Genomic DNA, 26,972 nt, shown 5'->3' on the forward strand with positions numbered 1-26,972 from the left:
GGCGCGCAATCACCCCCGCTGGAGGGTTCGCGAGGGCGAAGGAACGCTGGCGGTGGGGCCGCCCCCACACACCGGAGGCTTGATATCACCCTCGGCCTACCGCTCGGTTAAGGGCGATGCCGCGCAGGGGTGGTCGCGGCGCAGGAGCGCGTCACGCTGACCGTGCGATGGTTCGTACATCCGCGTGTCCTCCCCTGACGAGTGGTGAGCGGCCCAGGAGATCGCCCACTGCAACGTAACGACCCGGGAGCAAGCGGGGAAGCCTGGCCCCTACTTTGCCATACTGCCGCAATACCACGGCAATATTGGACAAATACCCGAATGTACGTTCGAGATAGGTTTTGGCCTGACCCACGGCGGGCCGCCAGAACGACTGCCCCCGCGATCGAACGGGCGGGGACCAGTCAGGACGCCGGCGAACGGCCCGGGCGAGCGGGGACTGCGCCCGCGCACCGGCACCCGAAAGCCGCGGGGTGAGCTTCCGGGCCGCCGGTCAGCGCGGGGCCCAGACCGTCACCCTCCCTGGATAACGCGCCCATCAGGCGTCCCGAAGGTCCAGTAGCGACCTTCAGGCGCGGGCGGCAGGGCGTTGTCCACCAGGTCGGACATGGCCTGACCCAACTCGACGAGTGGGCCCGGTGCGACATGCCGAGCACCCCGCAGATGAATGGACTCCCCGTCCAGGACATTCCACCGCGACACCTCCGCGAGGCTCACTCCACCGCGTGCGGTGAGGGCCGCACCCGCATCCGCCACCCAGCCAAGCACCGCTCCTCGCTCTTCGACGCTGAGCTCGTCGAGTGCTACGGCGAGGCTCGCACCCACCACGGCGTGAACGCGCAACTGCCGCACCAGCCCACCCCACCATGGCGGACGGGACTCCCCGGGGGATTTCTCCGCGATACGGACCGCTTCGGCGAAGAGGACCCCGAGTCCGACGTCATAGGCCCAGAACAGTCTGTCCCCGAAGGACACAGGCACGGTCCTGCTCATCTCCCCCACCCCTTTCGGTTCGGCGTAACAGTCGTCTCCGCACCGCTCCAGCCCGGCGTGGAAAGCCGATCGGCAGTGCGCATCGGGCGGCGGCTGCCGGGTCGCGAGAACGAGGCCATCACTTTCGCAGAACTCTCGCAGATGGGGATTGGCTACCGATCGGCTCCCCACCGCGGCACGCACATCGCCGATATCAAGGATGCGGGCCGTGGGAGCGATCTCACCAGCGTGATCGCCCAGCGAGGCCGCGACTCAGATCGCCGCGCGGCGGAACCGATTTCGCTCATGCCACCAAATCCGCTCACTCAGGCGAGAGCCTCGGCAGCGGACGGGAAACCGATGCGCCGAAGACGGCCTGCTCGATGCCCAGTTCTCCACCCGGAACCGCTCCATCGGACAGGATGCCGCACCCAGCTGGATAACGGAGGAACGAGAATTCCCTGATGCCATGTCAGTTCTCTTGGAGTGTTGACAGTAGATGCCTCACCCAGAAGGCTTCACTGCTATTCGAGATCCCGACGGATTCGTTCAGGAAAGGGTTCCGGATGACCGAGCGCGAAATGGGTGCAGGGATCAGTAGACGGCAGCTGGGAGGTGGCGCGCTGGCTCTCGGAGGAGCATTTGCGCTGGCTCCCCTTTCCTTCGCCGATGCCTCGACGGGAGGTAGTACCGCTATGGAGGGAATCCACAATGACTCGCTGTGGTCCGACGGCGGTGAGGAGGGGCCATCCAACGGCCAGACCCTCCGGCGCGGTACGCCCGGACGAGCGGGACTGATCGGGGCGCATCTGGAGCAGTTGGTGCTCGACGCGGAGGGATTCCTGGGACCCTCGCCTCGTACACCCTGGTACGCGGGCGCAGTGCTACTCGCGGGCCGTGGCGGCACGGTGGCGTTGCACCGCCCGATCGGGATGGCCGTGCGCTATGCCGGCTACGACGAGAGAACCGACTCGGGCGTGGAGCTTCCCGCGGAGCGTCAGATTCCCATGGCCGAGGACACCGTCTTCGATCTGGCGTCGGTCTCCAAACTGTTCACCTCGGTCCTCGCGGTGCAGCGGATCGAGCGAGGGGAACTGAAGCTTGACGCCCCAGCCGCCTCCTACCTGCCGGACTTCGGCACCGCGGGTAAGCAGTCAATCACCGTACGCCAGCTGCTGACCCACACCTCAGGGCTGCGCTCCTGGATCCCCTTCTACCGGGAGCCGACCCGGGAGCGGCAGTTGCAGATGCTGTGGAACGAGGCCCCCGCAAACCCACCGGGCAGCAAGTACCTCTATTCCGACCTCAATCTGATCGCCCTCCAGTTGGTGTTGGAGCGGATCAGCGGCGCATCGCTGGATGTGCTGCTCCACAAGGAGATCACCGCTCCCTTGGGAATGCATCGCACCCGGTTCAATCCACCGCCGTCCTGGCAGCCGAAGATCGCCGCCACAGAGGACTCCCGGCCGCCGTGGTCCGGTCTCGATCGGGGCCTTGTCTGGGGTCAGGTACACGATGAGAACGCCTTTGCGTTCGGTGGAGTGGCCGGCCACGCGGGGGTGTTCTCCTGCGCCTGGGACCTGGCGGTACTGGCCCGTACATTGCTCAACGGCGGCAGCTACGGCCGCTCCCGTATCCTGCGTCCGGAATCGGTCGAGTTGATGTTCACCGATTTCAACACCGAATTCCCCGGCGATGAACACGGCCTCGGCTTTGAGCTCTACCAGCACTGGTACATGGGGGCGATGGCCACTCCGCGCAGTGCCGGCCACACCGGATTCACCGGAACCAGTCTGGTGCTCGACCCGAGCACCGACTCCTTCTTGATCGTCTTGGGGAACTCCGTGCATCCGATCCGCAGCTGGCGGTCCGGCAGCGCTCCCCGGGTCGCCACCGCCAACCAACTGGCCCGTGCGGTCGCGGTGTACCCACGCCGAGGTCGGACCTCCTGGTTCTCCGGCATGGCCAACGCGGTATCGGCGACCCTCACCCTGCCCCCGCTCACGATCGCCTCGCCGGAGGCCCAGCTGAGCTGCTCACTGTGGTGGGACATCGAACCCGGACCTGACCGGCTGTTCCTGGAGGGCTCGGCGGATGACGGGGCGACCTGGCGGCCGATGCCCTTCGCGACCGTACGCATCGGAGCGCGCGAACCAGCACGGGAGCATCCGGATGGTACGGCTGGTGGATGGTCGGAGCGGGTGTGGCAGCGGCTGACCGCCGATCTCTCCTGTTGGCAGGGTTCGCCCCTGAGAGTGCGGTGGCGGTACACCACGGATCGGCTTCTTGTCGGGCGCGGGGTCTATGTGGATGCCATCCAGGTCAAGGACCGGGGACAGACGGTCTTTGACGAGAACCGCTCGAAGGACGCAGCCCTGATCGAGGCGGACGGGTGGACGGCGTCGGCGGATTGACCCAGCCGGTGGACCGTGGTCCAGCGGATACGCGGTGGGCTGCGGGCGCCGGGACCCGGCCATGAGATCTCAGGCCCCGAGAACGCCCCGAGACGCCCTGGGAGATCAGTCCGTCGACGGCGTCATACGCCTCGTCGGGCCACTCCTCGTCGTCCCGTTCGGGTAGTCGCACAGCGATCAGGCGGTCGAGGGCATCGTCCCAGGGCGTCGTTGACACCGCGCTCCTTTCGTACGGCACATGCGGTGGGGCCTGGCGGCTGCCAGGCTAGAGCGGGGCAATCACCACCGGCCAGCGGATTTCCCGGGGCGCATGGTGTTTCCGCACGGCCTGGCGTACCTCAGCGGCCCAGCGCGGCCATGGCCGCGTTATGGCCCGGCACCCCGCTGACTCCCCCACCACGCACCGCACCCGCCCCGCACAACAGCACATTGGCATGGGTGGTCTCGACGCCCCAGCGGCCGGTGCCTTCGGCGGCATAGGGAAAGGAGAGATCGCGATGGAAGATATGCCCACCGGGCAGTCGCAGTTCTCGTTCCAGATCGAGTGGGGTTCGGGCCTCGACGCATGGCTCGCCGTTCTCATCGACGGCCAGACAGCCGCTGATGGGCTCATCGAGATGGGTGTCGAGTTCGGCGAGGGTCGCCGCGAGTAGCTCGCCGCGGGTTCCGGCGTTGTCACCGGCGAAGATTCGGGCTGGGGTGTGCAATCCGAAGAGGGTGAGTGTGTGGTAACCGAGTGCCGCGAGATCGGACCCGAGGATCGAGGGGTCGGTCAGGGTGTGGCAGTAGATCTCGGACGGCGGGGCACTGGGCAGAGTCCCTTCAGACGCCTCCCGATAGGCGGTTGCCAGCTGCTGGTAGCCCTCGGAGACATGGAAGGTGCCGGCGAAGGCGTCCGTTGGATCGACTGAGCGATCCCGAAGCCGGGGCAGGCGCCGTAGAACCATGTTCACCTTGAACTGTGCGCCTTCGGCCGGCGCTGGTGGCACCTCGCCCAACAGTGTCGCCAACTCCTCGGGGGACGCGTTCACCAGCACTTGGCGGGCGGCCACGGTGACTTCGGCGTGAGGAGAGCGACAGGTGACCTCGGCGCGTTCGCCATCGGTGTCGATCCGCGTTGCCTCATGGAGGGTCGCGATGGTCGCCCCCGCGCGACGGGCGGCCGAGGCGAGGTCATCCGTCAGTGCGCCCATGCCGCCGATCGGCACGTCCCACTCCCCGGTTCCGCCACCGATCACATGGTAGAGAAAACAGCGGTTCTGGAGGAGTGTGGGGTCATGGGCGTCGGCGAAGGTCCCGATCAACGCGTCGGTGAGCACCACACCCCGCACCAGGTCATGGTGGAAGTGGGTCTCGATCGCCGCGCCGATGGGTTCCTCGAACAGGGTGCGCCAGGCTCCTTCGTCGTCGATGTGTGCCCGTAGCTCGTCACGTGTGGGCAGCGGTTCGGTCAAGGTGGGGAAGACCCGGTTGGCGACCGCGGCCGTCATCCCGTAGAACTCGCGCCAGGCCGTGAACTCGCGCTGCCCGCCGGTGAGTTCGGTGAAGGATTCCCGGGTGCGCCCCGCGCCCACCAGTAGTCCGCTGGTGCCGCTTGGGGTGTACGAGGAAACCCGGCGTCGGCGGACGGAGAACCGCAGACCCAGATCACGCACGATCTTTCGGGGCAGCAGCGAGACCAGATAGGAGTAGCGCGAGAGCTGAGCGTCGACCCCGGCGAACGGACGGGCGGAAACGGCCGCTCCCCCCGTGTGCGGACCACGCTCCAGCACGAGGACGGAGCGCCCCGCGCGGGCTAGATAGGCGGCGGCGACGAGGCCGTTGTGGCCGCCTCCGACAATCACGACGTCGTACGAAGTGTGTGCGGGCATGGCCGGAACATAACCGCTCCCGGGGCTGCTGAACCGCCCAGGTGTGCGGGTCCTTCATCAGATGACGGTGTCGAGGTCCGTCCGGCACCGGCCCTCACCCTTCAGTCGGCGGTCATTGGCGGGCCGAACCGGCTGGCGGGACGGCCCGGTCCGGCTCGTCTTCCCCGTGCTCGGCGGACTCCGGCGCCGGCCGCGCGGACGCCATGGTGATCAGTCGTTCGGCGGGCAACTGAAGACACACCGTGCCGGAGGCAAAACGGTCCGGGCCGATGGGCGAGCGGACATTGAGCAGGCCAAACGGGGTTTCCACCCGGTGCAGGAAGTGCCCGCCCAGATAGTGGTGGTCGATCGGGCGACCGGTCACCAGATTGGTCGCCGGGGCTGATCCGCTCAGGGGATCCACGACGATGACGACGTCGTCGGGCCGGATTCCCACGGTCAGCGTGGTCCCCACGCGGTGGTCACCGGGACCGAGTCGCAGCCGCTGGCCACTCGCGGTGATCTCTGCGCCATCGGTGTCCCCAGCGGTTACCGAGGCCGATCGGATGAGGTTCATATGGTCGAGGAAGGTGGCCACGAACTCCGACGCCGGAGCGTTGTACAGCTCATCCGGCGCCCCCTCCTGGACGATCCCGCCGCCCTGCATGATGCCCACACGATCGGCCAGCATCATCGCCTCCTCCTGGTCATGGGTGACCAGGAGGCAGGTGATTCCGGTCCGACGGGAGAGCTCCTTCAGCTCCAGACGGAGATCCATTCTGAGTCCCGCATCGAGGTTGGAGAGCGGTTCGTCCATGAGCAGCACCTTGGGGCGCAGGGCCAGGGCCCTGGCCAGTGCGACGCGCTGCTGCTGACCGCCGGAGAGCTGGGTGACCCTTCGGTCCGCCTGCTCGGTCAGCCGAAAGAGCTCCAGTGCCTCATCCACCCGGGCGGCGACCTCGTCCTTGGCCGCACGGCGAACCCCCCGGCGCAGGGGGAAGGCGATGTTCTGGCGAATCGTCATATGCGGCCAGAGAGCGTATGACTGGAAGACCATGGCCTGCGGCCGCTCCTCCGGTCCCACCCATGTTCCCGCGGTGTGGTCGAAGACCTGCCGCCCGTCGATCGACACCGTGCCGGTATCAGGGCGCTCCAGACCGGCGACGATGCGCAGTGTGGTGGTCTTGCCGCAGCCGGAGGCGCCGAGCAGTACATAGAACTCGCCCTTGCCGATGGACAGCGAGACCCCGCGCAGCGCCGGTACGCGGTTGCGGTCCTGGACGAAGGACTTCGACACGCCTTCGAGCTCGATCATGGTGTGACTCCTAGAAGGACTGGCGGCGGGCGACACGGCAGAACGCTATGAGGAGGACCGTGATCATCCCGAGCTGTATCACCCCGAGGGCGGCGGACAGGCTGGTCTCACCCGCTGAGCTGTATCCGAAGATGCGCGTCGACATCACATCGGTCCCATCGCTGGACAGGATGAGGGTGATGGTGAGTTCGCGGATGGTCAGCAGGGCGATCCAGAACCAGGCGTAGACGAGGCTGCCGCGGACCGCGGGCAGGACGACGGAGACAAAGGTCCGACCGCGCCGTATGCCGGAGACCGCGGCGGCCTCTTCCAACTCGCTGTGGACCTGGAGCATCGTTCCGTGCAGGGTGCGGTACGCGGTCGCCACAAACCGGCAGGCCACCACCAGGGCGAGAAACGCCGCGGTGCCGTAGAGCGGCACCCAACGGTAGGTGGAGAGGCCCACGTAGAGGAAGGAGACCGCCATCACGATGGACGGGATCGCGAGCGTCATCATGATGAGCACGTCGAGACCGCGTCGGCCCTTCAGGGTGGTGCGGGTGACCAGCCAACCGGCGCAGGCGGCGAAGGCCACGGCGGCCGTGGGCACCACGGCCACCAGCAGCAGTGTCGTCGGCATGACTTCGGCCAGGTCGTAGGAGGCGTCGGTGTAGGCGGCGAAGGACAGTTCCCCCAGCGCCTCGAAGGACGGTGGCCGTAGATAGGGCAGCAGGGAGGCCCAGATGAGCATCAGTACCGGAAGGGCCACCCCTACCAGCGCGTAGACGCCGATGAGGCCGTAGCCGGCCCGGCGGCCCCGGCGACTGAGTCTGATCGGCTCACGGGCAGCCCGTTTCCCGGTGACCGTGGCGAGTTGGTTGGCTCGGCGCATCGCCCGGTAGTAGCCGAACATGATCAGTCCGATGGCGAGCGCCATACCCAGTCCGATGGCGGCGGCGTTGCCGTACTCCGGTGTACCGGTGGTCCCTTGGGAGTACTGGTAGATCAGGGTGGACAGGACCGTGATCCGCGCGGGCATCCCCAGCATTCCGGCGTAGTCGAAGACTTCTACGGCGACGATGAAGAAGAAGATGGACACCCCGGCTATCGCCGGTGCCGCTATGGGCAGCAGCAGTTGCACAGCGGCCCGCCAACGCGGGATGCCATGGACCGCGGCTGCCTCCTCGATGTTCACATCGATGACTCGGAGCGTGGGTACGAGCATGAAGAACGCAGGTCCGGCGAAGTCCAGGCCCTGGAGCAGGATGATCCACTTCAGGCTGTAGACATCGGTCAGCGGGCCGCTGCCGCCGAGTTCGCCCCACCAGGTGTTGATGATCCCGTTGCTCGGGTTGAACATGAAGATGTACCCGAGGGCGACCAGGAAGCCGGGGATCGCCATCTTGGCTGCCGCCAGGAAGAGGATCACCGTCTTGCCGCGTAGATCGGTCCTGGTGTAGAGCCAGGCCAGGGGTACCGCGATGACGAGCATCACCACGACGCTGCCCACACCGAGGGCCAGGGTTCGCAGCAGTGTGCCGGTGAGCCCGTCGGAGCTCAGTACGGTGCGGAAGTTGTCGAGCGACGGCTCTCCCCCGCCGAAGCCCTCCCCCGGGCCGAAGGCCGCCCAGACCAACCCCACGAGCGGGATGATCAGTACCGCGCACAGCAGGACGATCATCGCGCCCAGCACGACCAGCGGAAGGTCGATGCCCCGCCGGCCGGTTCGCCGCCTCCGTCGGGGAGGATCGGGCGGGGGCGCGCCCTGCCCCGGTGGGGCCGGGCGCGCGGTGCTCTCTTCAGACACGGTGTCCGACCCCATCGCTACTTCCTCAGCAATTGCGCGACCTGCCGATTGGCCTTCTCGTAGTCGTTCATCCACCAGTCGATGTCCGCGGTCATCACACCGCCGGCCTTCTGGGCCAGTGCGTGCAGATCGGTTCCCGGGGTGGTGTAGCGGGGCCAGTCAAGGACTTCGAAGGCCTTCTTGCGACCCTCATCGGTGGCGTTGAGCCAGTACAGGAAGAGTTGCGCGGCGGAGGGGTTCTTGGCTCCCTTGATGACCAGTCCGGCCCGCGGGACCACGGGAACCTTGATGGGTGCGTAGTCGACGGGTGCCTTGGCGGCCCGCTGGCTCTCCCCAATGCGGATTCCGTATCCGATCGGGAACTCCCCGCTGCTCACCTGGGTGCGGATGGCGGTCGGCACGGATGCCATGGAGGCCCTGTCACCCTCCAGCAGTCGGCGGACGAAGTCCAGCATCTTGTCGACGCCGAGGCCTGCGGCGAGCGGGCTGAACACATCGGGCAGTCCCGCGGTGACGATCTTGCCGCGCCACTTGTCGGTGAGGAGGTCCTCCAGCGACTTGGGGGCGTCGGCCGCCTTGACGGCCTTGGTGTTGTAGAGCACCGTACGGGCGATCTCGGCGATGTATATGCCCTGGTACTGGGTCCAGATGTCGTTGGCGTCGACGCCTTCCATCGAGCCCCAGTCGACCTGCTGGATCAGGCCCGCACCGCTCAGCTGCTTCACGACCAGGGGGGTGGTGGCGAAGACATCGATCGAGGGTGCCACCTGAGCCTTGGACTCCTGCACCAGTTTGTTGGCGAAGGACGGGTCGGGTTCACCGCTGACGAACGTGATGTCGATGTTGACTCCGGTGTCGGCGTGCAGGGCCCGGGAGAGTTTGCGGGCGTGCGCCGGGGTGCGCGAGTCGGTGCTGACGAACAGCCGGAGCTTCCCCTCCTTGCTGGCCTTTTCGGAGAGCGACTTGAGGGACGAGGGCAGCTTGCCACCGCCAGCTGAGGGGCCGGAACCGGAACCCGCGTCACCACCGCAGGCGGTCAGCAGGCCACCCGCTCCCACAGCGGCCATGCCATACAGAAGGGAACGTCGATTCAGCGAGAGAGGCTGCTTTGTCATGTTCGATATCACCTTGCCGGGAGGGTCGGACGGCGGTCCGGCCGGAGGGATGAGAAACCGGGGTGCGGGGGTGACGGCCGGACCGGAATGTGGGGACCCAGGGCCGCGTGGATGCCAGGTTGGGGCAGACCAGGGGGTCTGCGGGGTAGCCGGGGCCTTTTGGAGACAGCCCCCGGTGAGTGAACGGCTACCGTGGAAGAGGGCTCTCGGAGCGCCCTTCGGAGGCTATGCCTCCACTGAGTTGAGCCGGGTGGAGACGGTGTTGAACTCACGGCAACCGGATTCGGTAGCGGCCACCACACCGCCGACGATCGCCCCTCGATGACCGAGTCGGGCATCCGGTTGGAGGGAGAACGTCATCCCCGGCTTGATCTCAAAGTCAAAGAACGGGCCCGCGTGCCCATCGGCGTGCGGATACGCATCGGCGAAGCCGTCGATGTGGTCCCGGATGCCCAGGCCGGAACCGCCGCCGGAGAGAAGCGGATTGAGGGAGGCGAACTGCGGGGTCAGATGCCACATACCGGCCTCGGTGAGCGGTGCCTCCATCGCGGTGCACACGTCCTTGAAGGAAGCACCCGGTCGTACCGCGGCGACACCGGCCTCATAGGACGCCCGAGCGACCTCGGCGCAGTGGAGTGTCTCGGGCGGCGGCGTGCCCAGCACAAAGCTCATATTGACGTGGGTGTTGAGCTCGGCGTAGTTCGGGAAGATCTCCGCCCACACCATGTCGGAGCGCTCCAGGGCGCGGGCCTGCTCGGGACGGGTCAGCCAGGTGGGCTCGCCCCAGGCGTAGTTGTTGAAACCGGTCTGGAAGAGCATCCAGGTGACCCGCATACCCCTGCGCATCATCGATGCCACGCCCTCGGCGTAGAGCTCGGTCTCCTCGACTCCGGGCCTGGCCAGCGTCATCATCGTCTCGATGGCGGCGTCTCCGGCCGCGGCCGCGGTGGCGATGTGGGCAAGATCCTCATCGCTGCGCTGTGCCATCACCAGACCGTAGTCACGGGTGATGTCGATGAGTGTCGCGTCGGGGAGGCGTTCGCTGATCGCGTCCCATACGGATCTGGAGACCCAACCCCCCGGATAGAACGGCGAGCCGTAGCCGGCGCCGATCACCCCGAGTCGGCCGCGGCCCAGCTGCTTCTCCCGAGCGATCTCCGGTAGCAGTTCTGGAGCGGAGCCCACGCGGATGTCCTCGATCCAGGTCTCCAGACCCCGTTCCCCGGTGAGCTGGTTCTGGGCCGCGACCTGGGCGGCGAAGGCGACCATGGTGGGCTCGCCGTGCCGGGGAACAACGAAGTGTTGGTAGCGGCGGTCGCGGAAGAGGTACTGGCCGGCGTCATAGCGATCGCTGCGATCGGCACCGAAGACCAGCAGTCCATCGAGCTCATGGGCGTCCATGAACTCCTGGGTGCGGCGCATGCGAAAGGCGCGCTCCTGGTGCGGTGCGTTTGTTGTGGACGCGGCTCTGGGCTGCGGGGTCGACCCTGCGATGGTCGGAGTCGGCACGTATGGCTCCCTTCGTGCACCTCGGACGGTCACCCGCGCTGGCGGCGGGTACAGCGGGGGCATGGATTCAAGCCCTCGTGGCCGGATGTGCAACAGGTGTGGTGGGGTGTGCGACAGGTCGGGCGGAGCCGGCCTCACGATGGCGGCGAGCCCCTGACCTGGAGGGTTGATCGACGTTGCCGAGACCATAGACCTCGGTGTCTCACCTTCACAAGACTCAGAACAAAGAAGCTTTGCATTAAGTCGTTGAAAGTTACCCCTGAAAAGTGTGCGGCCCCCACGGGTGCGACCAGGGGCCGCACACTGCGGGGGCCGAGCCCAGGACACTCACACCAGGCAGTCGACTTGAAGTCAGTGCAGGTCGCGCAGTCTGGTTTCCAACTTGCGCAACAGACCGGCGAGCTGCTCCTGCTCATCAGCGCTGAGCGCCTCCAGCATCGCCCGCTCCCGGGCCAGATGGTCATCGATGATCCGGTCGATCAGTGCGAACCCGGCCGGTGTGAGCTCCGCGTACACACTGCGGCGGTCCTCGACGGAGCGAATCCTGCGGATCAGCCCATCCCGCTCCATCCGGTCGAGCCGCATTGTCATCCCGCCCGAGGTCAGCAGCGACGAGGTGGCCAACTCCCGGGCGGTCTTGCGGTAGGGCGGGCCCATCCGGCGCAGACTCGCCAGCACATCGAAGACCGATTGATTGATCGCGTGCTGGTCATAGAGGCGGTTCGAGAGATTGCGGATCAACACGCCGCAACGGGTCACCCGACCCACCACATCGATGCTGCGCAGATCGAGCTCCGGCCGCTCCACCCGCCACTCGGCAATGATCCGGTCGACCTCGTCGGACCTGTTGTCACGAGCGGGATCGGGGGCCGGGTCCGCCGCATCGGAGGCCGCTGGAACGGACGCGTCGGAACGCCTGACGGTTCGTGGGCTCACGCGCTGCCTACCTACCGATCGTCACTGAAATGGTTGAGCACAAAGAATACCAGCACAAGGCATTGACGATCTAAGAGACTTAGATCTAAGTTTTCGCCCACTGAGCGATCCGGCACCGACTCCCCAGCGAAAGGGGGCAGCATGGCCGATCACGGCAGCACCAGCGCGGACATCATCGTCGCGGGCCAGCAGCGGCCGGGGCGGGGTCCCACGCTCCCCTCTCTGAACCCGGCGACGGGTCGAGTGGCGGCCCAGGTGACCACGGCGAGCGTCGAGGACGTCGACGAAGCGGTGGCTGGCGGGGAGGCGGCGATGCGCGATCCCGCCTGGCGGGACCTCCTGCCCCACGAGCGAGCCCGATTGCTGCATCGAGCCGGTCAGCTCCTCCAGGAGGAGTCGGAGAGCATCGCCCGGCTGCAGACCCAGGACAACGGCAAACCGATCACCGAGACACGCGCGCTGGTGGCGAGCGCGGCCGGTACCTTCCGCTATGTCGCCGCCGCGTTGGAGACCCTGGACGAGGCTCTGCCCACCGCGCGCGGTCCCTATCTGAGCATGAGTGTGTACGAGCCGATCGGCCCGGTCGCCGCGATCACCCCGTGGAACTCACCGATCGCCAGCGAAGCCCAGAAGGCGGCACCGGCCCTGGCGGCCGGAAACGCGGTGCTCATCAAACCCGCGGAGTGGTCACCACTGGCGGCGCTACGACTGGGCGAAGTACTGCTGCGGGCCGGCATCCCGCCGGGGTTGGTCAGTGTGCTGCCGGGGAGCGGGCCCGTCGTGGGTGAGGCGTTGGTCCGGCATCCCGGGATCCGGAAGGTCTCCTTCACCGGCGGCACCACCACCGGCCGAAGGATCGGCGCGATCGCGGCCGAGAAGATGATGCCCGTCTCCCTGGAGCTCGGTGGGAAGTCGCCGACCATCGTGCTGCCCGACGCCGATCTGGACCTGGCGGTCCGCGGGGTGCTGTTCGGCATCTTCTCCTCGCAGGGACAGGCATGTGTCGCCGGCTCCCGCCTCTTTGTCCACCGCTCCGTCCACGACGAGTTCGTGGCCCGGATCGTCGAGGCCGCCGAACGCCTGGTCATCGGAGACCCAACGGCGGAAGGCACCCATATGGGCCCGCTGATCTCCGACTCCCACCGCACCAAGGTCGAGTCGTATGTGCACCTGGCGGCCGACGAGGGGGGCCGCATTCGCACCGGTGGCGGCCGCCCTTCCGGCGGCGCCCTCAGCGACGGCTACTACTACCTCCCCACCGTCATCACCGGTCTCGACCCCGCGTCACGTGTCTGCCAGGAGGAGATCTTCGGCCCGGTGCTCGTGGCGTTGCCCTACGACGACGAAGCCGAGTTGACCGCACTCGCCAACGCCACTCCCTACGGTCTTGCCTGCGGAATCTGGAGCCGTGACTACCGCAGGGCCTGGCGCCTGGCGCGGCGCGTCGAAGCGGGCACGGTGTGGATCAACACCTACAAACAGCTCTCGGTGGCCACCCCCTTCGGCGGTGTCAAGGACAGCGGTCTCGGCCGGGAGAAGGGTCGGGAGGGCATCCGGGCCTTCATGTCCCAGAAGGGCATCTACTGGGGACTCGACGAGACCCCACTCCCCTGGGGCGACTGACCGGACACCGCAACGCCCGCCTTGGGTAGCGCCTGCGTTCACAGCAGAACACCCTCCATCGCAACGCCCGCGCCCGTAGTGCGGCGCCCGATCGCCGGGGGACCCACTCATCCCCCAGCAGCAAGTCCCGCCACACCCAACCAACCAACCAACGAAAGGGCTCCCCCATGACCGAGCACCGCAGCGACACCACCGAACAGCGGGACTCCGAGCTCGGCGAGTTGCTGGACTCCTGTGTGGCCAGCCGCGACTCGCGCCACGAGGACTGGGACACTCTGGGGTTCCAGGCCAAGGCGGGCGATGAGTTCCGACGTGCGCAGATCCGCTACATCGGCTCGGGCGCCACCGGGAACCACGAGAGCGACGACCGCATCCTGGGCGCCGAGCACTTCACCTTCTCCAATATGCGGCTGCCGGCCGGAGCCGTCGGCCCCGAGCACACCCACCATGACGCCGAAGAGGTGTTCTTCGTACTCGAAGGGCAGCTTGAGGTCACCGTGCACAGCGCCGAGGACGGCACCAGGACGGCAAGCCGCCTCCTCGGCTACCGGGATCTGATCCGGGTCCCCGCCGGTGTGCCCCGCAGCCTGCGCAACATCGGCGAGACCGACGCCCTGTTCTGCGTGATCATCGGCGCCGGCCGACCGCAACTGCCGACCTATCCACCGACTTCCGCCATGCACGGGGTCACCCGCGACTGACGCCCCATCCAAAGGACCCGTCCGGCCATCGAGGAGCAGCCCGATGCACGATCCCGTCACCACCCTTCACCAGGGCGCCGCCCAGGGGCCCAGCGCCCAAGGCGGGTTCAGCGCCCCAGGCACACCCTCCCGTGCGTCCGGACCCGTCGCCCGGCTGCGCTCACTGCGCTCGGTCTCGCTCGCGACGCCGCGCTCGGTCGAGTCGGCCGAGTTCTACCGCGAGGTGTGGGGGCTCACACCGATGGAGTGTGATGGCGGGAGCACCTGGCTGCGCGGTACCGGGCCAGAGCACCACGTCCTGGAACTGCGTGCGGCGGAGCAGAACGCCCTGAGGAAGATCGCGTTCGCGGTCGGAGACCGCCGCGAGGTGGATACCGCGGCGCGAAGACTGGCCGAGTGGGGCATTGAACCCCTCAGCGGGCCCGGAGGGCTGGATGGGCCGGGTGGCGGCTACGGTCTGCGCTTCCCCGACGTCGAGGGTCGGCTGATCGAGCTGTCCTGCGAGGTCGCGGCGGTCACTCCGGGCGATCCAGGCGGCCTTCCCGCCGTACCGCGGGGGCTTGCCCATGTGGTGCTGAACACCGTTGATATCGATGCCGCCTGCGACTTCTACACCCAGGTGCTCGGGATGCGGATCTCGGACTGGTCGGAACACCAGATGGTCTTCCTCCGCTGCAACTCCGATCACCACTCCATCGCCTTCAATCAGGCCCAGTGGACCTCGCTCAACCATGTGGCGTACGAGATGACGTCGATCGATCACTTCATGCGCGGGATCGGGCGGCTCAAGCACCATGGGCAGGTGCCGTTGTGGGGGCCGGGTCGACACGGCCCTGGAGACAACACCTTCTCCTACTTCGCCGATCCGGCGGGGTTGGTGTGCGAATACACCTCCGAGGTGGCGCAGGTGGAGGAGGACGCCTGGCTCTGCCGCACCTGGCGGCGCACCCCCGAACTGTCCGACCTCTGGGGCACCGCAGGGCCGCCCTCGGTGGACGTCCGCACCCGAATGGCGGGGATTCCCGACCCTGGGCATCCCCGTCCTGAGCGCACTGGGCTGCCCGCCGTCAGTCGACCGGGGGGCGGCCGATCATGAAGGAGCTCACCGTGGCCGTCCTCGGCCACGGCGCCATCGGTGCCGTGGTGACGGCGGCGCTGTCCGCCGGTGAGGTGCCGGGGGCCAGACTGGTCGCGGTGGTCGACCCCACCGCTCCGCCGGCGCCACCACTGCCCGCGGCCTCCCTCGACATCGCGCTGGGGCGCGCCGAGTTGATCGTGGAATGTGCCGGCCAGAGCGCATTGCGGGAGGCCGGTCCGACCGTCATCGCGGCGGGCCGCCATCTGCTGGCCCTGTCCACCGGAGCGCTGGCGGATTCCGCGCTGCACCAGCGGCTTCTGGCGGGACCGGGTCGGCTGAGCCTCTGCGCGGGAGCCGTCGGCGGGCTCGATCTGCTCTCCGCCATCGCTCACCGCGCGCCGTTCGACTCCGTCACGATCCGTACCACGAAGTCACCGCGGTCACTGTTGCAGCCCTGGATGGCGGAGTCCGAGGCGGCACGGTTGCGGAACGCGACCGGCCCGTACGAGTTGATGCGCGCCCCGGCGCGCGAGGTCACGAGGGCGTTCCCCGCGACCAGTAATGTGGCGGCTTCCGTCGCGTTGGCCCTGGGCGACTGGGACCTGGTCGAAGCGGTGGTGGTCGCCGATCCGGGTGCGGCCCTGAGCCGTCATGAGATCGTGGCTACGGGTCCGGCGGGCCAGTACCGCTTTGAGATCGCCAACCGGCCGTCCCCGGCGAACCCCAGGTCCAGCGCTGTTGTCCCCTACGCCGTACTCCGTGCGATCGGCGGCCTCACCGGTGCCTCGGGAGGCATCGTATGACCGCCGCGATCAGCACCATCTGCTGCCCGCTCGGCGCCTGGGGCGTGTTGTGGGCCGACGCTGCCGGTGAGCGGGGCTCTCCGGTGCTGCTGCTGCACGGCATCGGATCGGCGGCTGCCTCCTTCGCGAGGCAACTCGGCGAACTCGGCGACCGGCACCGGGTCGTGGCCTGGGACGCTCCGGGATACGGCCGCTCCGACGATCCGACCCCGCCGTTTCGGATGGACGACTTCGCGGATGCCGCCGCCGCGGTACTGACGGGTCCGGGGCTTGGGCCCGCGCATGTCGTGGGCGCCTCTTGGGGTGGTGTGATCGCTACCCGGCTGGCCGTGCGGCATCCCGCCCTGGTGCGCTCGCTGGTCCTGGTGGACTCCACCCGTGGTTCAGGCCGCACCGAGGAGGGCGCCGCGGCCATGCTCGCCAGGTCCGAGGAACTCGCCACGGCAGGGGCGGTGGAGTTCGCCCGTGTCCGGGCACCCAGACTGCTCTCCGCCCAGGCGCCGACCGCGATGGTCGCCGCCGTACGCGAACTGATGGCGACATCCATCCGGCTGCCCGGATACGCGCAGGCCGCCGCTTCCATGGCGGAGACCGACCACACCGAGGCGCTGTCCAGCCTGCGCGTTCCCACCCTCGTCCTGGTCGGAGAGCACGATCGGGTCACCGGGGTCGAGGAGTCCCGGCATCTGCACCGGCTGGTGCCCGACAGCCGGTTCGCCGTCATTCCCGGCGCCGGACATCTGGCCCATCAGGAGCAGCCCGATCTCTTCAACGCCCTCCTGAGCGACTTCCTCGCCGAACAGGACGGACAGGACGCACAGCGGCCCGGGCACCACCCACGGCAGACGTCGGACCCGGCACCGGCGGGCCAGGTCCCCAGCCAACACGATCTGGAGGACGCATGGACCTGGGACTGAACGGCGGGGCCTATGTGGTCACGGGAGCGAGTTCGGGTGTGGGATTGGCAACGGCTCGGCTGCTCCTCGCCGAGGGGTGTTCGGTCGCGGCCTGCGCCCGGGACGGCGATCGGCTCGGCGAAGCCCTCGGACCAGCGGGCGACCGGCTGCTCACCATGGCGGCCGATGTCCTCGACCCCGGCGCGGTCGGCGAGCTCGCCGAGGCGGCGGGCAGCCGGTTCGGTCGACTCGACGGCCTGGTCAACAACGCGGGTGGATCGCTGTTGGCGTCCTGGGAGAACACCTCCCGCGACCAGTGGCGTACCGAACTCGAACTGAAGCTCTTCTCCGTACTGAACACCGTCGAGGCAGCGCTGCCGCTGCTGCGCGCGTCGGGGGCCGGGGCGATCGTCAATGTCAACGCGATCCTGGCCCGGCAGCCCGAGTCACGGCTGGCCGCCACCTCAGCCGCCCGCGCTGCCCTGTTGAACCTCACCCGCACCCTGGCCGCGGATCTGGGTCCGGACGGTGTCCGGGTCAACTCGGTGTGTCTGGGGCTGATCGACACCGGCCAGTGGCGGCAGCGCCACGCGCGGAGCGAGAGCGGGCTCGACTACCAACGGTGGAGCGCGGAGCTGGCGGCCGACCGAGGGATTCCGTTGGGTCGTCTCGGTACGGCGGCGGAGGTCGCCTTCCCCATCGTCGCCCTGCTGTCGCCCCTGAGCGCCTACGTCACGGGCGCGACACTCGACGTCGGCGGCGGGGTGGGCCGCTATGTGTGAGCGAAGGCACCCGACCGTCCCCGCGTTGAGCGTCCTGTCCCCACTGCACCGGCCCCGGCCGGGCACCATCCCGAACTGAGAACGGAGCCCCCTATGTCGTACGGCGACGGTGGCGACCTGCTGGTGACCGTGTTGCGCGAGCAGGGAGCCGAGGTGGTCTTCGGCGTGGTGAGTGTGCACAACATGCCGTTGGTCGAGGCGGTCGACCGCGAACTGCGTTTTGTGCCCGTGCGGCACGAGGCCGCCGCGGTATCCGCCGCCGATGCCTACGCCCGGGTCACCGGTGGTCTCGGGACCGCGCTGACCAGCACCGGAACCGGCTGCGGCAATGCCGCGGGCGCGCTGATCGAGGCCCAGTCGGGTGGTGCGGCCGTCCTCCATGTGACCGGTCAGATCGACAGTGGCTTCCTTGGGCTCAGCCGCGGAGTGATCCATGAGACCCGGGATCAGACCGGTCTGCTGAGGGCGGTGTCAAAGCACGCGGTCACCGTTCGACCGGGGGCGGACGCGGGTGCGTTGCTCCGTGACGCCGCCGCCCGTGCCCGTACACCACCGCGAGGACCCATCAGTGTGGAGTGGCCGATCGACCTCCAGTACGCCGCACAGCCGCTGACCGGACCGGGCGCGCAGATCGGCATACCCTCCGCACCCGATTCGACCCAGCTCGCCGCCGCCGCCCAGTTGCTCGGCACGGCCCGCAGGCCCGTGATCTGGGCGGGCGGCGGTGCCCGGGGGGCATCCGAGCCGCTGCGAAACCTGGTAGAACGGCTCGGCGCGCCCGTGTTGTCGAGCAACGCCGGCCGGGGCGTCCTCGCCGAGGACCATCCGCAGGTGGTGGGCAACTTCGCAGCGTCCGCGACCGGCCGTGAACTGCTGGCAACCGCGGACCTGCTCCTGAGCGTCGGCACCCACTTCAGATCCAATGAGACCGGTGACTACTCGCTCCCGATTCCGGCGCACCATGTGCAGATCGATATCGACGCCACCGCGATCGGCAGGGTGTTCCCGGCCGAGGCCGGGGTGGTGGGCGCGGCAGAGCCCGTACTCACCGCGCTGCTCGGCCTGCTGGAGGACGGATCAGTCGAACCGGGTTGGCGTGAGTTCGGCATCGCCGCCGCGGCACGGGCCCGTGCCGAGCTGCGCACCGCGATCGGCCCGTACTCACTGATCTGCGACGCCCTTCGGAGCCGCTTCCCCCGGGAGTCCGTGATCGCCCGCGATGTCACCATCGCGTCCAGTCAGTGGGGCAATCGGCTCCTGGAGATGTACGCGCCTTCGACCAATCTCTTTCCGCTCGGCGGTGGCATCGGCCAGGGACTGGCGATGGGTATCGGCGGTGCGCTGGCTCGGCCGAACACTCCTACGCTGGTCATCGCCGGCGACGGTGGGCTCGCCGTGCACCTCGGTGAACTCGGCACCCTGGCCCAGGAGCATCCGTGGCTGGTGCTCTGCGTCTTCAACGACGGGGGCTACGGGGTGCTGCGCAATATGCAGGACGCCCACCGCGATCGTCGCAGCGGGGTGGATCTCGCCACGCCTGACTTCGCCGAACTGGCGGCGGCCTACCGGCTCCCCTTCCAACGGGTCACCGCCGCGGCTGACTTCCCCGAGGCCCTGGACAAGGGCCTCGCCACCCGTGGTCCCTGTGTCATCGAGATCGATGTGAACGCGGTCGGACCGACTCCCATCCCCTTCACCCCGCCCGTCACGATCCCGGGTTCCTGAACCCCGATCGCGCTCACCGGCCGGCGCCGGCCCCAACACCCTTGGACGGTTCCCATGACTGACACACTCCTCGACGCACAGAGCTATCTGGAGAGCCTGCGGGACGGCCGCACCGTCTACATCGACGGTGAGAAGGTCAAGGACGTCACCGAGCATCCCGCATTCCGTAACAGCGCCCGCTCGGTGGCCCGGCTCTATGACGCACTGCACGATCCGGAACTGCGCGATGTTCTGACCTACGAGGACGACCAGGGCATCAGGACGCACCGGTTCTTCGCCCCTTCCCGTACACCGGACGAACTACTGCGGGCGCGGGACGCGATCGCCGCCTGGTCGCGGCTCAGCTACGGTTTCATGGGGCGCACCCCCGACTACAAGGCAGCCTTCATGGCGAGCCTGTCGAGCAGCCCCGATCTCTACGCGCCCTACGCCGACAACGCCCGCTCCTGGTACCGGCGTTATGCCTCCCAGGCGCTGTTCCTCAACCATGTGCTGGTGAACCCCCCGGTCGACCGGAGCCGCCCGGTGCATGAGGTGGGTGATGTGTATGTGCATGTCGTCCGGGACAACGACCGGGGCATCGTGGTCAGCGGTGCCAAGATGCTGGCGACCGGCTCGGCGCTCACCCACGCCACCTTCGTCGCGCAGAACAGCGCGGTCAGTCTGGAAGCGGGCAAGGCGGAGGACTTCGCGCTCGCCTTCATCGCCCCCATGGACACCCCCGGCTGCGTCCTCCTCAGCCGTACGTCGTACGAAGCCCGTGCGGCCAGCCCGTTCGACCATCCGCTGTCGTCGAGGTTCGATGAGAACGACGCCGTGCTGGTCTTCAAGGAAGCGCTCATCCCGTGGGAGAACGTGCTGATCTACCGGGATGTCGAGAAGGCCAACTCCTTCTTCCCCCGGTCCGGCTTCGTCAACCGGTCCCATCTGCAGGCAGGCACCCGCTTCGCGGTGAAGCTGGATCTGATGGCCGGGCTGCTGGCCCGGGCCGTCACCTCCAATGGCACGGGCGGGTTCCGGGGAGTGCAGGCGGCTCTCGGCGAGGTGATCACCCTGCGCAACACCGCCTGGGCGCTCACCACCGTCATGGCCATGGACCCGGTCGAAGGGCCCGGTGGGACCGTGATGCCCAACATCGAGCACGCCGGGGCCCTTCGCATGTTCACCTCCCAGGCGTGGGAGCGGGTCCGCGAGCTGTTCGAAACCCATCTGGGCGGTGCCCCGCTGGTCGTACCCTCCAGCCACCGCGATCTGGCGCACCCCGAACTGCGCCCCCTCATCGATCAGTTCTACCGGGGCTCGGACTCCTCAGCCGAGAGTCGGATCAAACTGTTCAAGCTGGTCTGGGACGCCATCGGCAGCGAGTTCGGTGGCCGTCATGGCCTCTACGAGCGCGTCTACTCCGGCAATGCCGACCAGGTCAGGATCGACGCCCTCAACGCCGCCCGACGCGGTGGTCTGGCCGATCGTCTCGACGCCTTGGTGGGCCAGTGCCTCGGTGACTACGACCTCGATGGTTGGACCCGCGGTCCGTGGACCAGGTCATGAACCAACCCCCGGTCGTCGAGCAGCCCCTGGATCAAGCCCTCTTCCGGCATGTGATCGGCCACTTCATGAGCGGAGTCGCGGTCATCACCACCCGGGAGGGCGGCACCGACCACGGGATGACCGCGAGTGCGGTCTCCTCGCTCTCCCTCGATCCGCCGATGCTCTTGATCTGCGCCCACACCAAGGCACCCACCCATGCGGCCGTGCACCGGGCGGGGGTGTTCGCCGTCAATGTGCTGGGTGAGGACCAGGAGCAGTTGGCCGCCCAGTTCGCCGGCCCCCGCACCGACAAGTTCGCCGGTGTCGCCGTGGACCGTGGCATCCAGGGTGTCCCACTCTTCGCGGAGGCCCTGGCCGCGCTGGAGTGCGAGGTGATGGAGGATGTGGTCGGGGGCACCCATCGGGTCTTCCTCGCCCGGGTGGTTGGCGCGCGGGCCAGGGACGGCGCTCCGCTGGCCTACTTTCGCGGTAGGTTCGGCCGCTTCGAACTCGCCCAGGACACCACCGCCTATGAGCACCTACGGGAACTGGTGGTCCATCGCACCCTCCCGCTCGACGGCACCTTGGATGTCGACTCCCTGGCCGCCCGGTTCCACATTCCGCCTTCGGCGGTCTACTACGCGATGACCCGGCTGATCGGTGAGGGGCTCGTCGGCCGCGACCCCGAGCGCGGTTATGTCCTGGTGCCACTGGACACCCGGGCATCGGACGAGGCGTTCGACGGCCGGCTGGTCATCGAACTCGGCGTCGCCGCCGGCCTGCCCGGCCCACTGGACCCGGCCGCGGTCCGGCGTTGGCGTGAGATCGCGGCCGGCGCCGAACAACACATCGAGCACGGCCGTGTCACCGATGTCGACGGCTACCTCACCGCGATCGAGGAGTTCCACGAGTATCTGATAGGGCTCGCCGACAACCCCACCCTGCACCAGATCTACCGCAGGCTCAGCACGCCCGGCTTCATGGCCGCCGCTCTCAACGGTCGGGGCGCCCCCAGCGCCCATGCCATCGCGGAACACCACGACATCATCAACGCCTTCGCCGCTGGCGACTCCCATGAGATCGCCCGCCTGCTCACCCTCCACAACCAGCACACCAAGCAGGCACAGCGCCAGGGCATCCACGACGCGGGAGGGCGACTCTGACCTCCCACCTCGGCCCGCGGCCCCGTCGGGGAGCCCCGGCATCGTCTGACGGCCGGTCTGCGCGGGGTGGACGTCGGACGGTGCCGAGGCGCACGCAACAGGTTCCGCGCCCGGATGGTCGGGGCGGGTTCCCGCGCGCCCTCAGGGGTCCGGACCGCGGGTCAGCCCCTAGAAGGCTGATGAAGATGTTGGGTTCTGGCCCCGCCGCATCAGCGGCGGGGCCAGACTCGTTGTTGTGGTTCAAGGAGAGTGGGTCGGGGAGACAGTCGGGCCGGATGTGTGGGCGACTTGCCGGGAGTTGCTCCCGGCCGGGAGCGTGTTCGCGTTCCTGGCCGAACACCGTGGCCGGCTGTTTCCCGCGGAGATGTTCGCGGACATGTATCCGTCGGCGAACGGGCGGCCGTCGATGCCGCCGCAGATCCTGGCCGCCGCGATCACGGTGCAGGCCCTGCACGGCCTGTCGGACTTCGAGACGGTCCAGGAACTACGCTGTGACCTGCGGTGGAAAGCCGCCTGCGGGCTCGGTCTGCACGACATGGCGTTCGACCCGTCACTGCTGGCGTACTTCCGTCGGCGGCTGGCCCGCTCCACCCACCCGAACCGGGTCTTCGAAGCGGTCCGCGAGGTCGTCAGGGCCACCGGGGTCCTGAAGAGCAAGCACCGGCGGGCACTGGACTCCACCGTTTTGGACGACGCGGTCGCCACCCAGGACACCGTCCCCCAGATCATCGCCGCAATCCGGGCGGTGATCCGGGAAGTCCCGGGAGCCGGCCAGGCCGCGGCCGTGCAGTGCACCGCCCACGACTACACCGATCCGGGCAAACCGAAGATTGCCTGGAACGACGCCCAAGCCCGCGCCGCACTGGTGGACGCCCTCGTGACGGACGCGCTGCGGCTGCTGGGGCACCTCCCCGAGCAACAGCTCGGACAGAAAGCCGCGAACGCGGTGGGCATCCTGGCCCTGGCCGCCCCCTAGGTGCCGCGCCGATCGCGTAGCGCGGCGACCCGCCGGTAGAGCTCCACGGCCTCCGTGTGCCGGCCCAGTTGTTCAAGACAGTGGGCCTCGTCATTGCGGCTGGCGAGCGCCTCGGGGTGATCGATGCCCAGCACGCGCTCACGGGTCTGGGCGACCCCTTCGTACACGGTCAGCGCATCCACCCAACGGCCCAGCCAGCCGAGCGCGACGGCGACCTCACGCCGGCTCACCAAGGTGTCGGGATGGTCGGCGCCCAACACCCGCTCCCGCAGCGCGCTGACTTCGCGGGCCTCGGTGTGTGCCTCCTCCCAACGACCGAGTCGACCCAGGTTGACTCCCCGACCATGCCGAGCGCGCAGCGTCTCGGGGTCATCGGGTCCGCTCAGTCGAGTGCGGTCGGCGACCAGTCCCTGGTAGAGCTCCAGTGCTTCCGCGGTTCGACCGAGGCGGCCAAGGCCGATGCCGACCTCGTACCGTGCGGCGAGTGTGTCGGGATGGTCGGCGCCCAACGCGCGCGCACGAGCGGCCGCTACCTCGCGATAGGTCTCCAGCGCCTGGGGCCAACGCCCCAGCTGGCGAAGTGCGTAGGCCACTTCGTAGCGGGTGACCAGGGTGTCCGGATGGTCGGCGCCGAGCACCCGGGCCCGGGCGGACGCCACCTCTTGGGCCGTGGTGTAGGAGTCCTCCAGCCGTCCCAGCCGGCTGAGGCTGAATGCCAGGTTGTGGCGGCAGCGCAGCGTGTCGGGGTGATCGGCACCCAGGGTGCGCTCACGGGAGGCGAGCACCGACTCATAGACCTCATGTGCCTCGAAGTGGCGACCGAGCTGTCCCAGCACGTACGCCCTCTCCTGACGTGCCGCCAGGGTGTCGGCGTGGTCACCGCCCAGGGTGCGCTCCCGGCCCTGAACGACCCGGCCGAACTCCCGCAGCGCGTCCGCGGCCCGTCCGGTCCTGCTGAGGGTGAAGCCGACTTCATAGCGGCTGGCGAGGGTGTCAGGGTGGTCGGGACCGAGAGCGTGCTCCCGCTCGGCGGCGACAGCGCGGTGTACCTCACCCGCCTCCTCCCAGCGGCCGAGACGACCGAGGCTGAGCCCGGCGCTGTGCCGGCTCGCCAGGACGGCGAGCGCTTCGGGCGACGGAGTGGGCCGCTCGGGCCCGGTCCTCATCGACGGCACGACACCGCTTCGGCTATCGACCCGGGTGGTCCACTCACCGGTCAGCCCGGCCGAGGGGTCGGCCGGCGCCGGTCGCGCCAGGCTTCCGGTGGCGCGGTGACCACTCGTCATCCCCCTGGTCCAGGACGGTAGCCGCGGCCCTGACCCGGTGGGCCCGTCCGAGGCGGGCCCGAGCGCCGGTGAGGGGGTCGGGTACGTCTCGGGTCGCCCAGCCCGGTCGGGCCCGGCACTCATGCGTCGCCGCAGGTCCTTGGCGTCGGCGGGGCGCCCCTCGGGGGTCTTGGCCAGGAGGTCGAGGACGATCCGCTGGAAGTGGTCGGGGATCTCCTCCCGGTGGGTGCGCAGTGGTTGCGGTGGGGTGTCCCGATGCCCCACCAGCACGGACCAGGCGTCCTCGTGGTCAAAGGGTGGGACACCGGTGGCGATCTCGTACAGCACGCATCCCAGCGAGTAGAGATCGCTGCGATGGTCCACCTGCCCGCCACCGATCTGCTCGGGCGACATGTAGTGCGGAGTCCCCATGGCGATGCCGGTGCCGGTGAGACGCGAGGTGATGCCCATGCCCTCGCCGAGGCGCGCGATGCCGAAATCGCAGATCTTCACCTCGCCATCGGTCAGGCGCATGATGTTGGCGGGTTTGAGGTCGCGATGGACGATCCCCCGCTCATGGGTGTACGCGAGGGCGTCGGCGACCTGCTCGGCGATGTCGACGACCTCGTGCACGGGCAGCGGGCGCTGCCGGTTCTCTTCGAGGAGCTGGCTGAGGTTGCGGCCTTCGAGCAGCTCCATGACCAGGTAGAGGACGCCCTCGTACTCACCGAAGTCATGGACGACGGTCACGCCTCGGTGCTGAAGGGAAGCCGCGACCCGGGCCTCACGGCGAAACCGTTCCTGAAGCACCGGGGCGAAGGGGGTGTCGTGCTGCGCCCCTACGGGTTTGAGGCACTTCACCGCGACCCGCCGCCCCAGCGACTCGTCGACGGCCCGCCACACCTCGCCCATGCCACCGCGCCCGATGACGTCAAGGAGCCGGTACCGGCCTTGGATCAGCCTGGATTCCGCCATCGCTTGCTGTCGCCCCCGTTGTTCCACCGCCGCTCTCCCCGGCACTCCAGTATGGCGTCCTTGCTGCATAGTCTGTACGCCCTGGTGGCCGTGGCGGGGCGCGGGGACTCCATCGCTCTCAAGACGTGACCTGGCGAGCGGCTCCCCCAGGGAAATGCCGAAGCGGAACCGAGCGTCCGGGGATCGAATCCCCGCGCGGCCGAGGGGCTTTTCACTTCCCGGTACGGGGACCACTGAGCCCCGGTCTTCGGCAAGCCTGGCGAGGTTGCTCAGCTGACACCGAGACGCCTCGCGAGCTCCTCAAGGTTGTTCCGGGGAGATGCCCACCTCGTTTGGGTGCGGTTGCGATCGTTGAGGAACTCGACCTGGCACTCGCGGAGATACCCCTTGGTGGTCCACGAACCGTCGCTGAGGGCAGCGACCGCCCCGGCGCAAGTCGTCGCGGGACGCGATTCATGACCGACGTCGCCCGCATCACGGTGTGATGCCGTATGCACCACTCAGCACCAGGACCGCGTTGCTGCGCTCTCCGTCTCTGCGTCAGGCGCGTGCCGGTCGGCCGTTATCACTCCGCTCCGTCTCATCGGCACACCCAAATCTCCTCGGTCGATATCGCGCCTGAATACGGCCAAGACGCGCAGGACCCCGCCCTCTTCACCGCGGCTTACCAGGGAATTCAGCCCGTGATCACCCCTCAATGATTCAACCATTCTGAAATTGGACCATTCGCGTTCCGAATTATCACCACCGCTCGGAGGTGCGGGTACCCGACGGCAACGGCAGGATTGCGGCGAAGTCGTTCGACACAGCAGTCCCAACGAAGCCTGGGGTATCCGTGAATCCGACATTCAGCAAGATCGCCGTCTTAGCCACCACCCTGCTTTCTTTCTCCATGATCAGTGAAGCAAGTGCCCTTGAGAGCCAGGCCGACCCGCTGCAGACGCAGATCAACGCGGTCCTGGCCACCACTCAGGGCGGAACCCAGATCAGCCCGAACGAGATCTCCTGGAACTCGGGTTCGGTGATCATGTCTTTCCCCGCTCCCGGTGAGACCCAAGCTCCGGCGAGTAGTCCGGCGGCGCGGAAACTGGAATCGGCGACTTCGGCGGTGGGTACCGGCGCATCCACAACAAACTCGGAAGACCCTGGCACTGACCCCGATCCCGCGGGCCCCGGCAGTGAACCCGCGGGCCCTGAGGTCGCCGACAACTGTCCCACGCAGGTTATCGGAAACGACTGGTACTGCTTCTACCAGTACACGAACTTCGGCGGACGGCGACTTCAGTTCAAGGACGCACACTCGCACGAGACTCCCGTCTTCTTCAGCGACTACGGATTCGAGAACAAGACTTCGTCGTGGTCAAACAAGGGCGGCAAGAACATTTATGTCTACAACCGCTCGGTAACCGGGAGCGACTGGTCCTGCCGGCCTGATCAGGGCGGGCATTGGCTCTGGACCGAAAACGATCACACCCGCTCATCGAATGTCGGCACGACGAATGACAACAAGGCGGACTGCTTCTACACATCCTGAATGAAACCTGGTGCGGGGCACGGCCAC

Annotated in this window: 19 protein-coding genes and 1 pseudogene; 12 read left to right on the forward strand and 8 right to left on the reverse strand. The window is 68.2% G+C overall.

The window, feature by feature from the left end:
• Positions 1 to 513: 513 nt before the first annotated feature.
• Positions 514 to 993 carry a hypothetical protein gene (locus NBG84_RS20310; protein WP_250920948.1) on the reverse strand — a complete coding sequence of 160 codons (480 nt, stop codon included), beginning with the start codon at positions 991 to 993 and terminating at the stop codon, positions 514 to 516.
• A 545-nt stretch (positions 994 to 1,538) separates the two neighbouring features.
• On the opposite strand from NBG84_RS20310, the gene NBG84_RS20315 reads away from it, so the two are divergent.
• Positions 1,539 to 3,386, forward strand: a complete 1,848-nt coding sequence (locus tag NBG84_RS20315) for a serine hydrolase domain-containing protein (protein WP_250920949.1) — start codon at positions 1,539 to 1,541, stop codon at positions 3,384 to 3,386.
• 338 nt (positions 3,387 to 3,724) lie between these two features.
• On the opposite strand, the gene NBG84_RS20320 is transcribed toward NBG84_RS20315, so the two are convergent.
• From NBG84_RS20320 to NBG84_RS20345, 6 genes are all read right to left on the reverse strand, one after another.
• Complete coding sequence (locus tag NBG84_RS20320; protein WP_250920950.1) at positions 3,725 to 5,257, reverse strand: phytoene desaturase family protein; 1,533 nt, start codon at positions 5,255 to 5,257, stop codon at positions 3,725 to 3,727.
• A gap of 112 nt (positions 5,258 to 5,369) precedes the next feature.
• Positions 5,370 to 6,551: an ABC transporter ATP-binding protein gene (locus NBG84_RS20325; protein WP_250920951.1), complete on the reverse strand. Its 1,182-nt coding sequence runs from the start codon at positions 6,549 to 6,551 to the stop codon at positions 5,370 to 5,372.
• A gap of 10 nt (positions 6,552 to 6,561) precedes the next feature.
• Positions 6,562 to 8,337 (reverse strand): ABC transporter permease, encoded by a 1,776-nt coding sequence (locus tag NBG84_RS20330; protein ID WP_250920952.1) that lies wholly within the window; start codon positions 8,335 to 8,337, stop codon positions 6,562 to 6,564.
• 17 nt (positions 8,338 to 8,354) lie between these two features.
• Entirely contained in the window at positions 8,355 to 9,452 is a 1,098-nt protein-coding gene (locus tag NBG84_RS20335; RefSeq protein WP_250920953.1) for an ABC transporter substrate-binding protein, read from the reverse strand.
• A 225-nt stretch (positions 9,453 to 9,677) separates the two neighbouring features.
• On the reverse strand, positions 9,678 to 10,874 hold the full coding sequence (locus tag NBG84_RS20340) for a M24 family metallopeptidase (protein ID WP_250920954.1): 1,197 nt from the start codon (positions 10,872 to 10,874) through the stop codon (positions 9,678 to 9,680).
• A gap of 438 nt (positions 10,875 to 11,312) precedes the next feature.
• A complete protein-coding gene (locus NBG84_RS20345) occupies positions 11,313 to 11,897 on the reverse strand; it encodes a MarR family winged helix-turn-helix transcriptional regulator (RefSeq protein ID WP_250920955.1) in 585 nt (194 codons plus the stop codon).
• Between the two features lie 141 nt (positions 11,898 to 12,038).
• Here NBG84_RS20345 and NBG84_RS20350 point away from each other — a divergent pair, with 141 nt between their 5' ends.
• From NBG84_RS20350 to NBG84_RS20395, 10 genes and pseudogenes are all read left to right on the forward strand, one after another.
• The gene (locus tag NBG84_RS20350; RefSeq protein WP_250920956.1) at positions 12,039 to 13,520 is read left to right on the forward strand and encodes an aldehyde dehydrogenase; all 1,482 of its coding nucleotides are present in this window, start codon (positions 12,039 to 12,041) and stop codon (positions 13,518 to 13,520) included.
• A gap of 167 nt (positions 13,521 to 13,687) precedes the next feature.
• Positions 13,688 to 14,221, forward strand: coding sequence for a cupin domain-containing protein (locus tag NBG84_RS20355; protein WP_250920957.1), 534 nt, complete (start codon positions 13,688 to 13,690; stop codon positions 14,219 to 14,221).
• A gap of 43 nt (positions 14,222 to 14,264) precedes the next feature.
• Complete coding sequence (locus NBG84_RS20360) at positions 14,265 to 15,317, forward strand: VOC family protein (RefSeq protein WP_250920958.1); 1,053 nt, start codon at positions 14,265 to 14,267, stop codon at positions 15,315 to 15,317.
• Positions 15,314 to 16,102, forward strand: coding sequence for an aspartate dehydrogenase domain-containing protein (locus NBG84_RS20365; protein ID WP_250920959.1), 789 nt, complete (start codon positions 15,314 to 15,316; stop codon positions 16,100 to 16,102). Before NBG84_RS20360 ends, NBG84_RS20365 begins: the two co-directional genes overlap by 4 nt.
• Entirely contained in the window at positions 16,099 to 17,019 is a 921-nt protein-coding gene (locus NBG84_RS20370) for an alpha/beta fold hydrolase (RefSeq protein WP_250920960.1), read from the forward strand. Before NBG84_RS20365 ends, NBG84_RS20370 begins: the two co-directional genes overlap by 4 nt.
• Positions 17,004 to 17,780 carry an SDR family oxidoreductase gene (locus NBG84_RS20375; RefSeq protein ID WP_250920961.1) on the forward strand — a complete coding sequence of 259 codons (777 nt, stop codon included), beginning with the start codon at positions 17,004 to 17,006 and terminating at the stop codon, positions 17,778 to 17,780. The genes NBG84_RS20370 and NBG84_RS20375 overlap by 16 nt, the downstream gene beginning before the upstream one ends.
• A gap of 93 nt (positions 17,781 to 17,873) precedes the next feature.
• Positions 17,874 to 19,505, forward strand: a complete 1,632-nt coding sequence (locus NBG84_RS20380) for a thiamine pyrophosphate-binding protein (protein WP_250920962.1) — start codon at positions 17,874 to 17,876, stop codon at positions 19,503 to 19,505.
• A 54-nt stretch (positions 19,506 to 19,559) separates the two neighbouring features.
• Positions 19,560 to 21,053, forward strand: a complete 1,494-nt coding sequence (locus NBG84_RS20385; protein WP_250920963.1) for a 4-hydroxyphenylacetate 3-hydroxylase family protein — start codon at positions 19,560 to 19,562, stop codon at positions 21,051 to 21,053.
• Positions 21,050 to 22,195, forward strand: coding sequence for a flavin reductase (locus NBG84_RS20390; RefSeq protein WP_250920964.1), 1,146 nt, complete (start codon positions 21,050 to 21,052; stop codon positions 22,193 to 22,195). Before NBG84_RS20385 ends, NBG84_RS20390 begins: the two co-directional genes overlap by 4 nt.
• Before the next feature lie 277 nt (positions 22,196 to 22,472).
• Positions 22,473 to 23,165, forward strand: a pseudogene (locus NBG84_RS20395) (transposase); the annotation flags it as partial.
• Positions 23,166 to 23,167: 2 nt separating this feature from the next.
• Here NBG84_RS20395 and NBG84_RS20400 read toward each other — a convergent pair.
• Positions 23,168 to 25,411, reverse strand: coding sequence for a serine/threonine-protein kinase (locus NBG84_RS20400; RefSeq protein ID WP_250920965.1), 2,244 nt, complete (start codon positions 25,409 to 25,411; stop codon positions 23,168 to 23,170).
• Positions 25,412 to 26,246: 835 nt separating this feature from the next.
• Between NBG84_RS20400 and NBG84_RS20405 the strand changes: the two genes are divergently transcribed.
• Positions 26,247 to 26,945 carry a peptidase inhibitor family I36 protein gene (locus NBG84_RS20405; protein WP_250920966.1) on the forward strand — a complete coding sequence of 233 codons (699 nt, stop codon included), beginning with the start codon at positions 26,247 to 26,249 and terminating at the stop codon, positions 26,943 to 26,945.
• Positions 26,946 to 26,972: the final 27 nt, after the last annotated feature.

This window comes from Streptomyces albipurpureus, from assembly GCF_023701525.1.
GTDB classification, from domain to species: Bacteria; Actinomycetota; Actinomycetes; order Streptomycetales; family Streptomycetaceae; genus Streptomyces; species Streptomyces albipurpureus.

Coding starts and splice junctions, on each gene's coding strand:
- NBG84_RS20310 (WP_250920948.1), bottom strand. CDS start 993: ATGAGCAGGACCGTGCCTGTGTCCTTCGGGGACAGACTGTTCTGGGCC.
- NBG84_RS20315 (WP_250920949.1), top strand. CDS start 1,539: ATGACCGAGCGCGAAATGGGTGCAGGGATCAGTAGACGGCAGCTGGGA.
- NBG84_RS20320 (WP_250920950.1), bottom strand. CDS start 5,257: ATGCCCGCACACACTTCGTACGACGTCGTGATTGTCGGAGGCGGCCAC.
- NBG84_RS20325 (WP_250920951.1), bottom strand. CDS start 6,551: ATGATCGAGCTCGAAGGCGTGTCGAAGTCCTTCGTCCAGGACCGCAAC.
- NBG84_RS20335 (WP_250920953.1), bottom strand. CDS start 9,452: ATGACAAAGCAGCCTCTCTCGCTGAATCGACGTTCCCTTCTGTATGGC.
- NBG84_RS20340 (WP_250920954.1), bottom strand. CDS start 10,874: ATGCGCCGCACCCAGGAGTTCATGGACGCCCATGAGCTCGATGGACTG.
- NBG84_RS20350 (WP_250920956.1), top strand. CDS start 12,039: ATGGCCGATCACGGCAGCACCAGCGCGGACATCATCGTCGCGGGCCAG.
- NBG84_RS20355 (WP_250920957.1), top strand. CDS start 13,688: ATGACCGAGCACCGCAGCGACACCACCGAACAGCGGGACTCCGAGCTC.
- NBG84_RS20360 (WP_250920958.1), top strand. CDS start 14,265: ATGCACGATCCCGTCACCACCCTTCACCAGGGCGCCGCCCAGGGGCCC.
- NBG84_RS20365 (WP_250920959.1), top strand. CDS start 15,314: ATGAAGGAGCTCACCGTGGCCGTCCTCGGCCACGGCGCCATCGGTGCC.
- NBG84_RS20370 (WP_250920960.1), top strand. CDS start 16,099: ATGACCGCCGCGATCAGCACCATCTGCTGCCCGCTCGGCGCCTGGGGC.
- NBG84_RS20375 (WP_250920961.1), top strand. CDS start 17,004: ATGGACCTGGGACTGAACGGCGGGGCCTATGTGGTCACGGGAGCGAGT.
- NBG84_RS20380 (WP_250920962.1), top strand. CDS start 17,874: ATGTCGTACGGCGACGGTGGCGACCTGCTGGTGACCGTGTTGCGCGAG.
- NBG84_RS20385 (WP_250920963.1), top strand. CDS start 19,560: ATGACTGACACACTCCTCGACGCACAGAGCTATCTGGAGAGCCTGCGG.
- NBG84_RS20390 (WP_250920964.1), top strand. CDS start 21,050: ATGAACCAACCCCCGGTCGTCGAGCAGCCCCTGGATCAAGCCCTCTTC.
- NBG84_RS20400 (WP_250920965.1), bottom strand. CDS start 25,411: ATGGCGGAATCCAGGCTGATCCAAGGCCGGTACCGGCTCCTTGACGTC.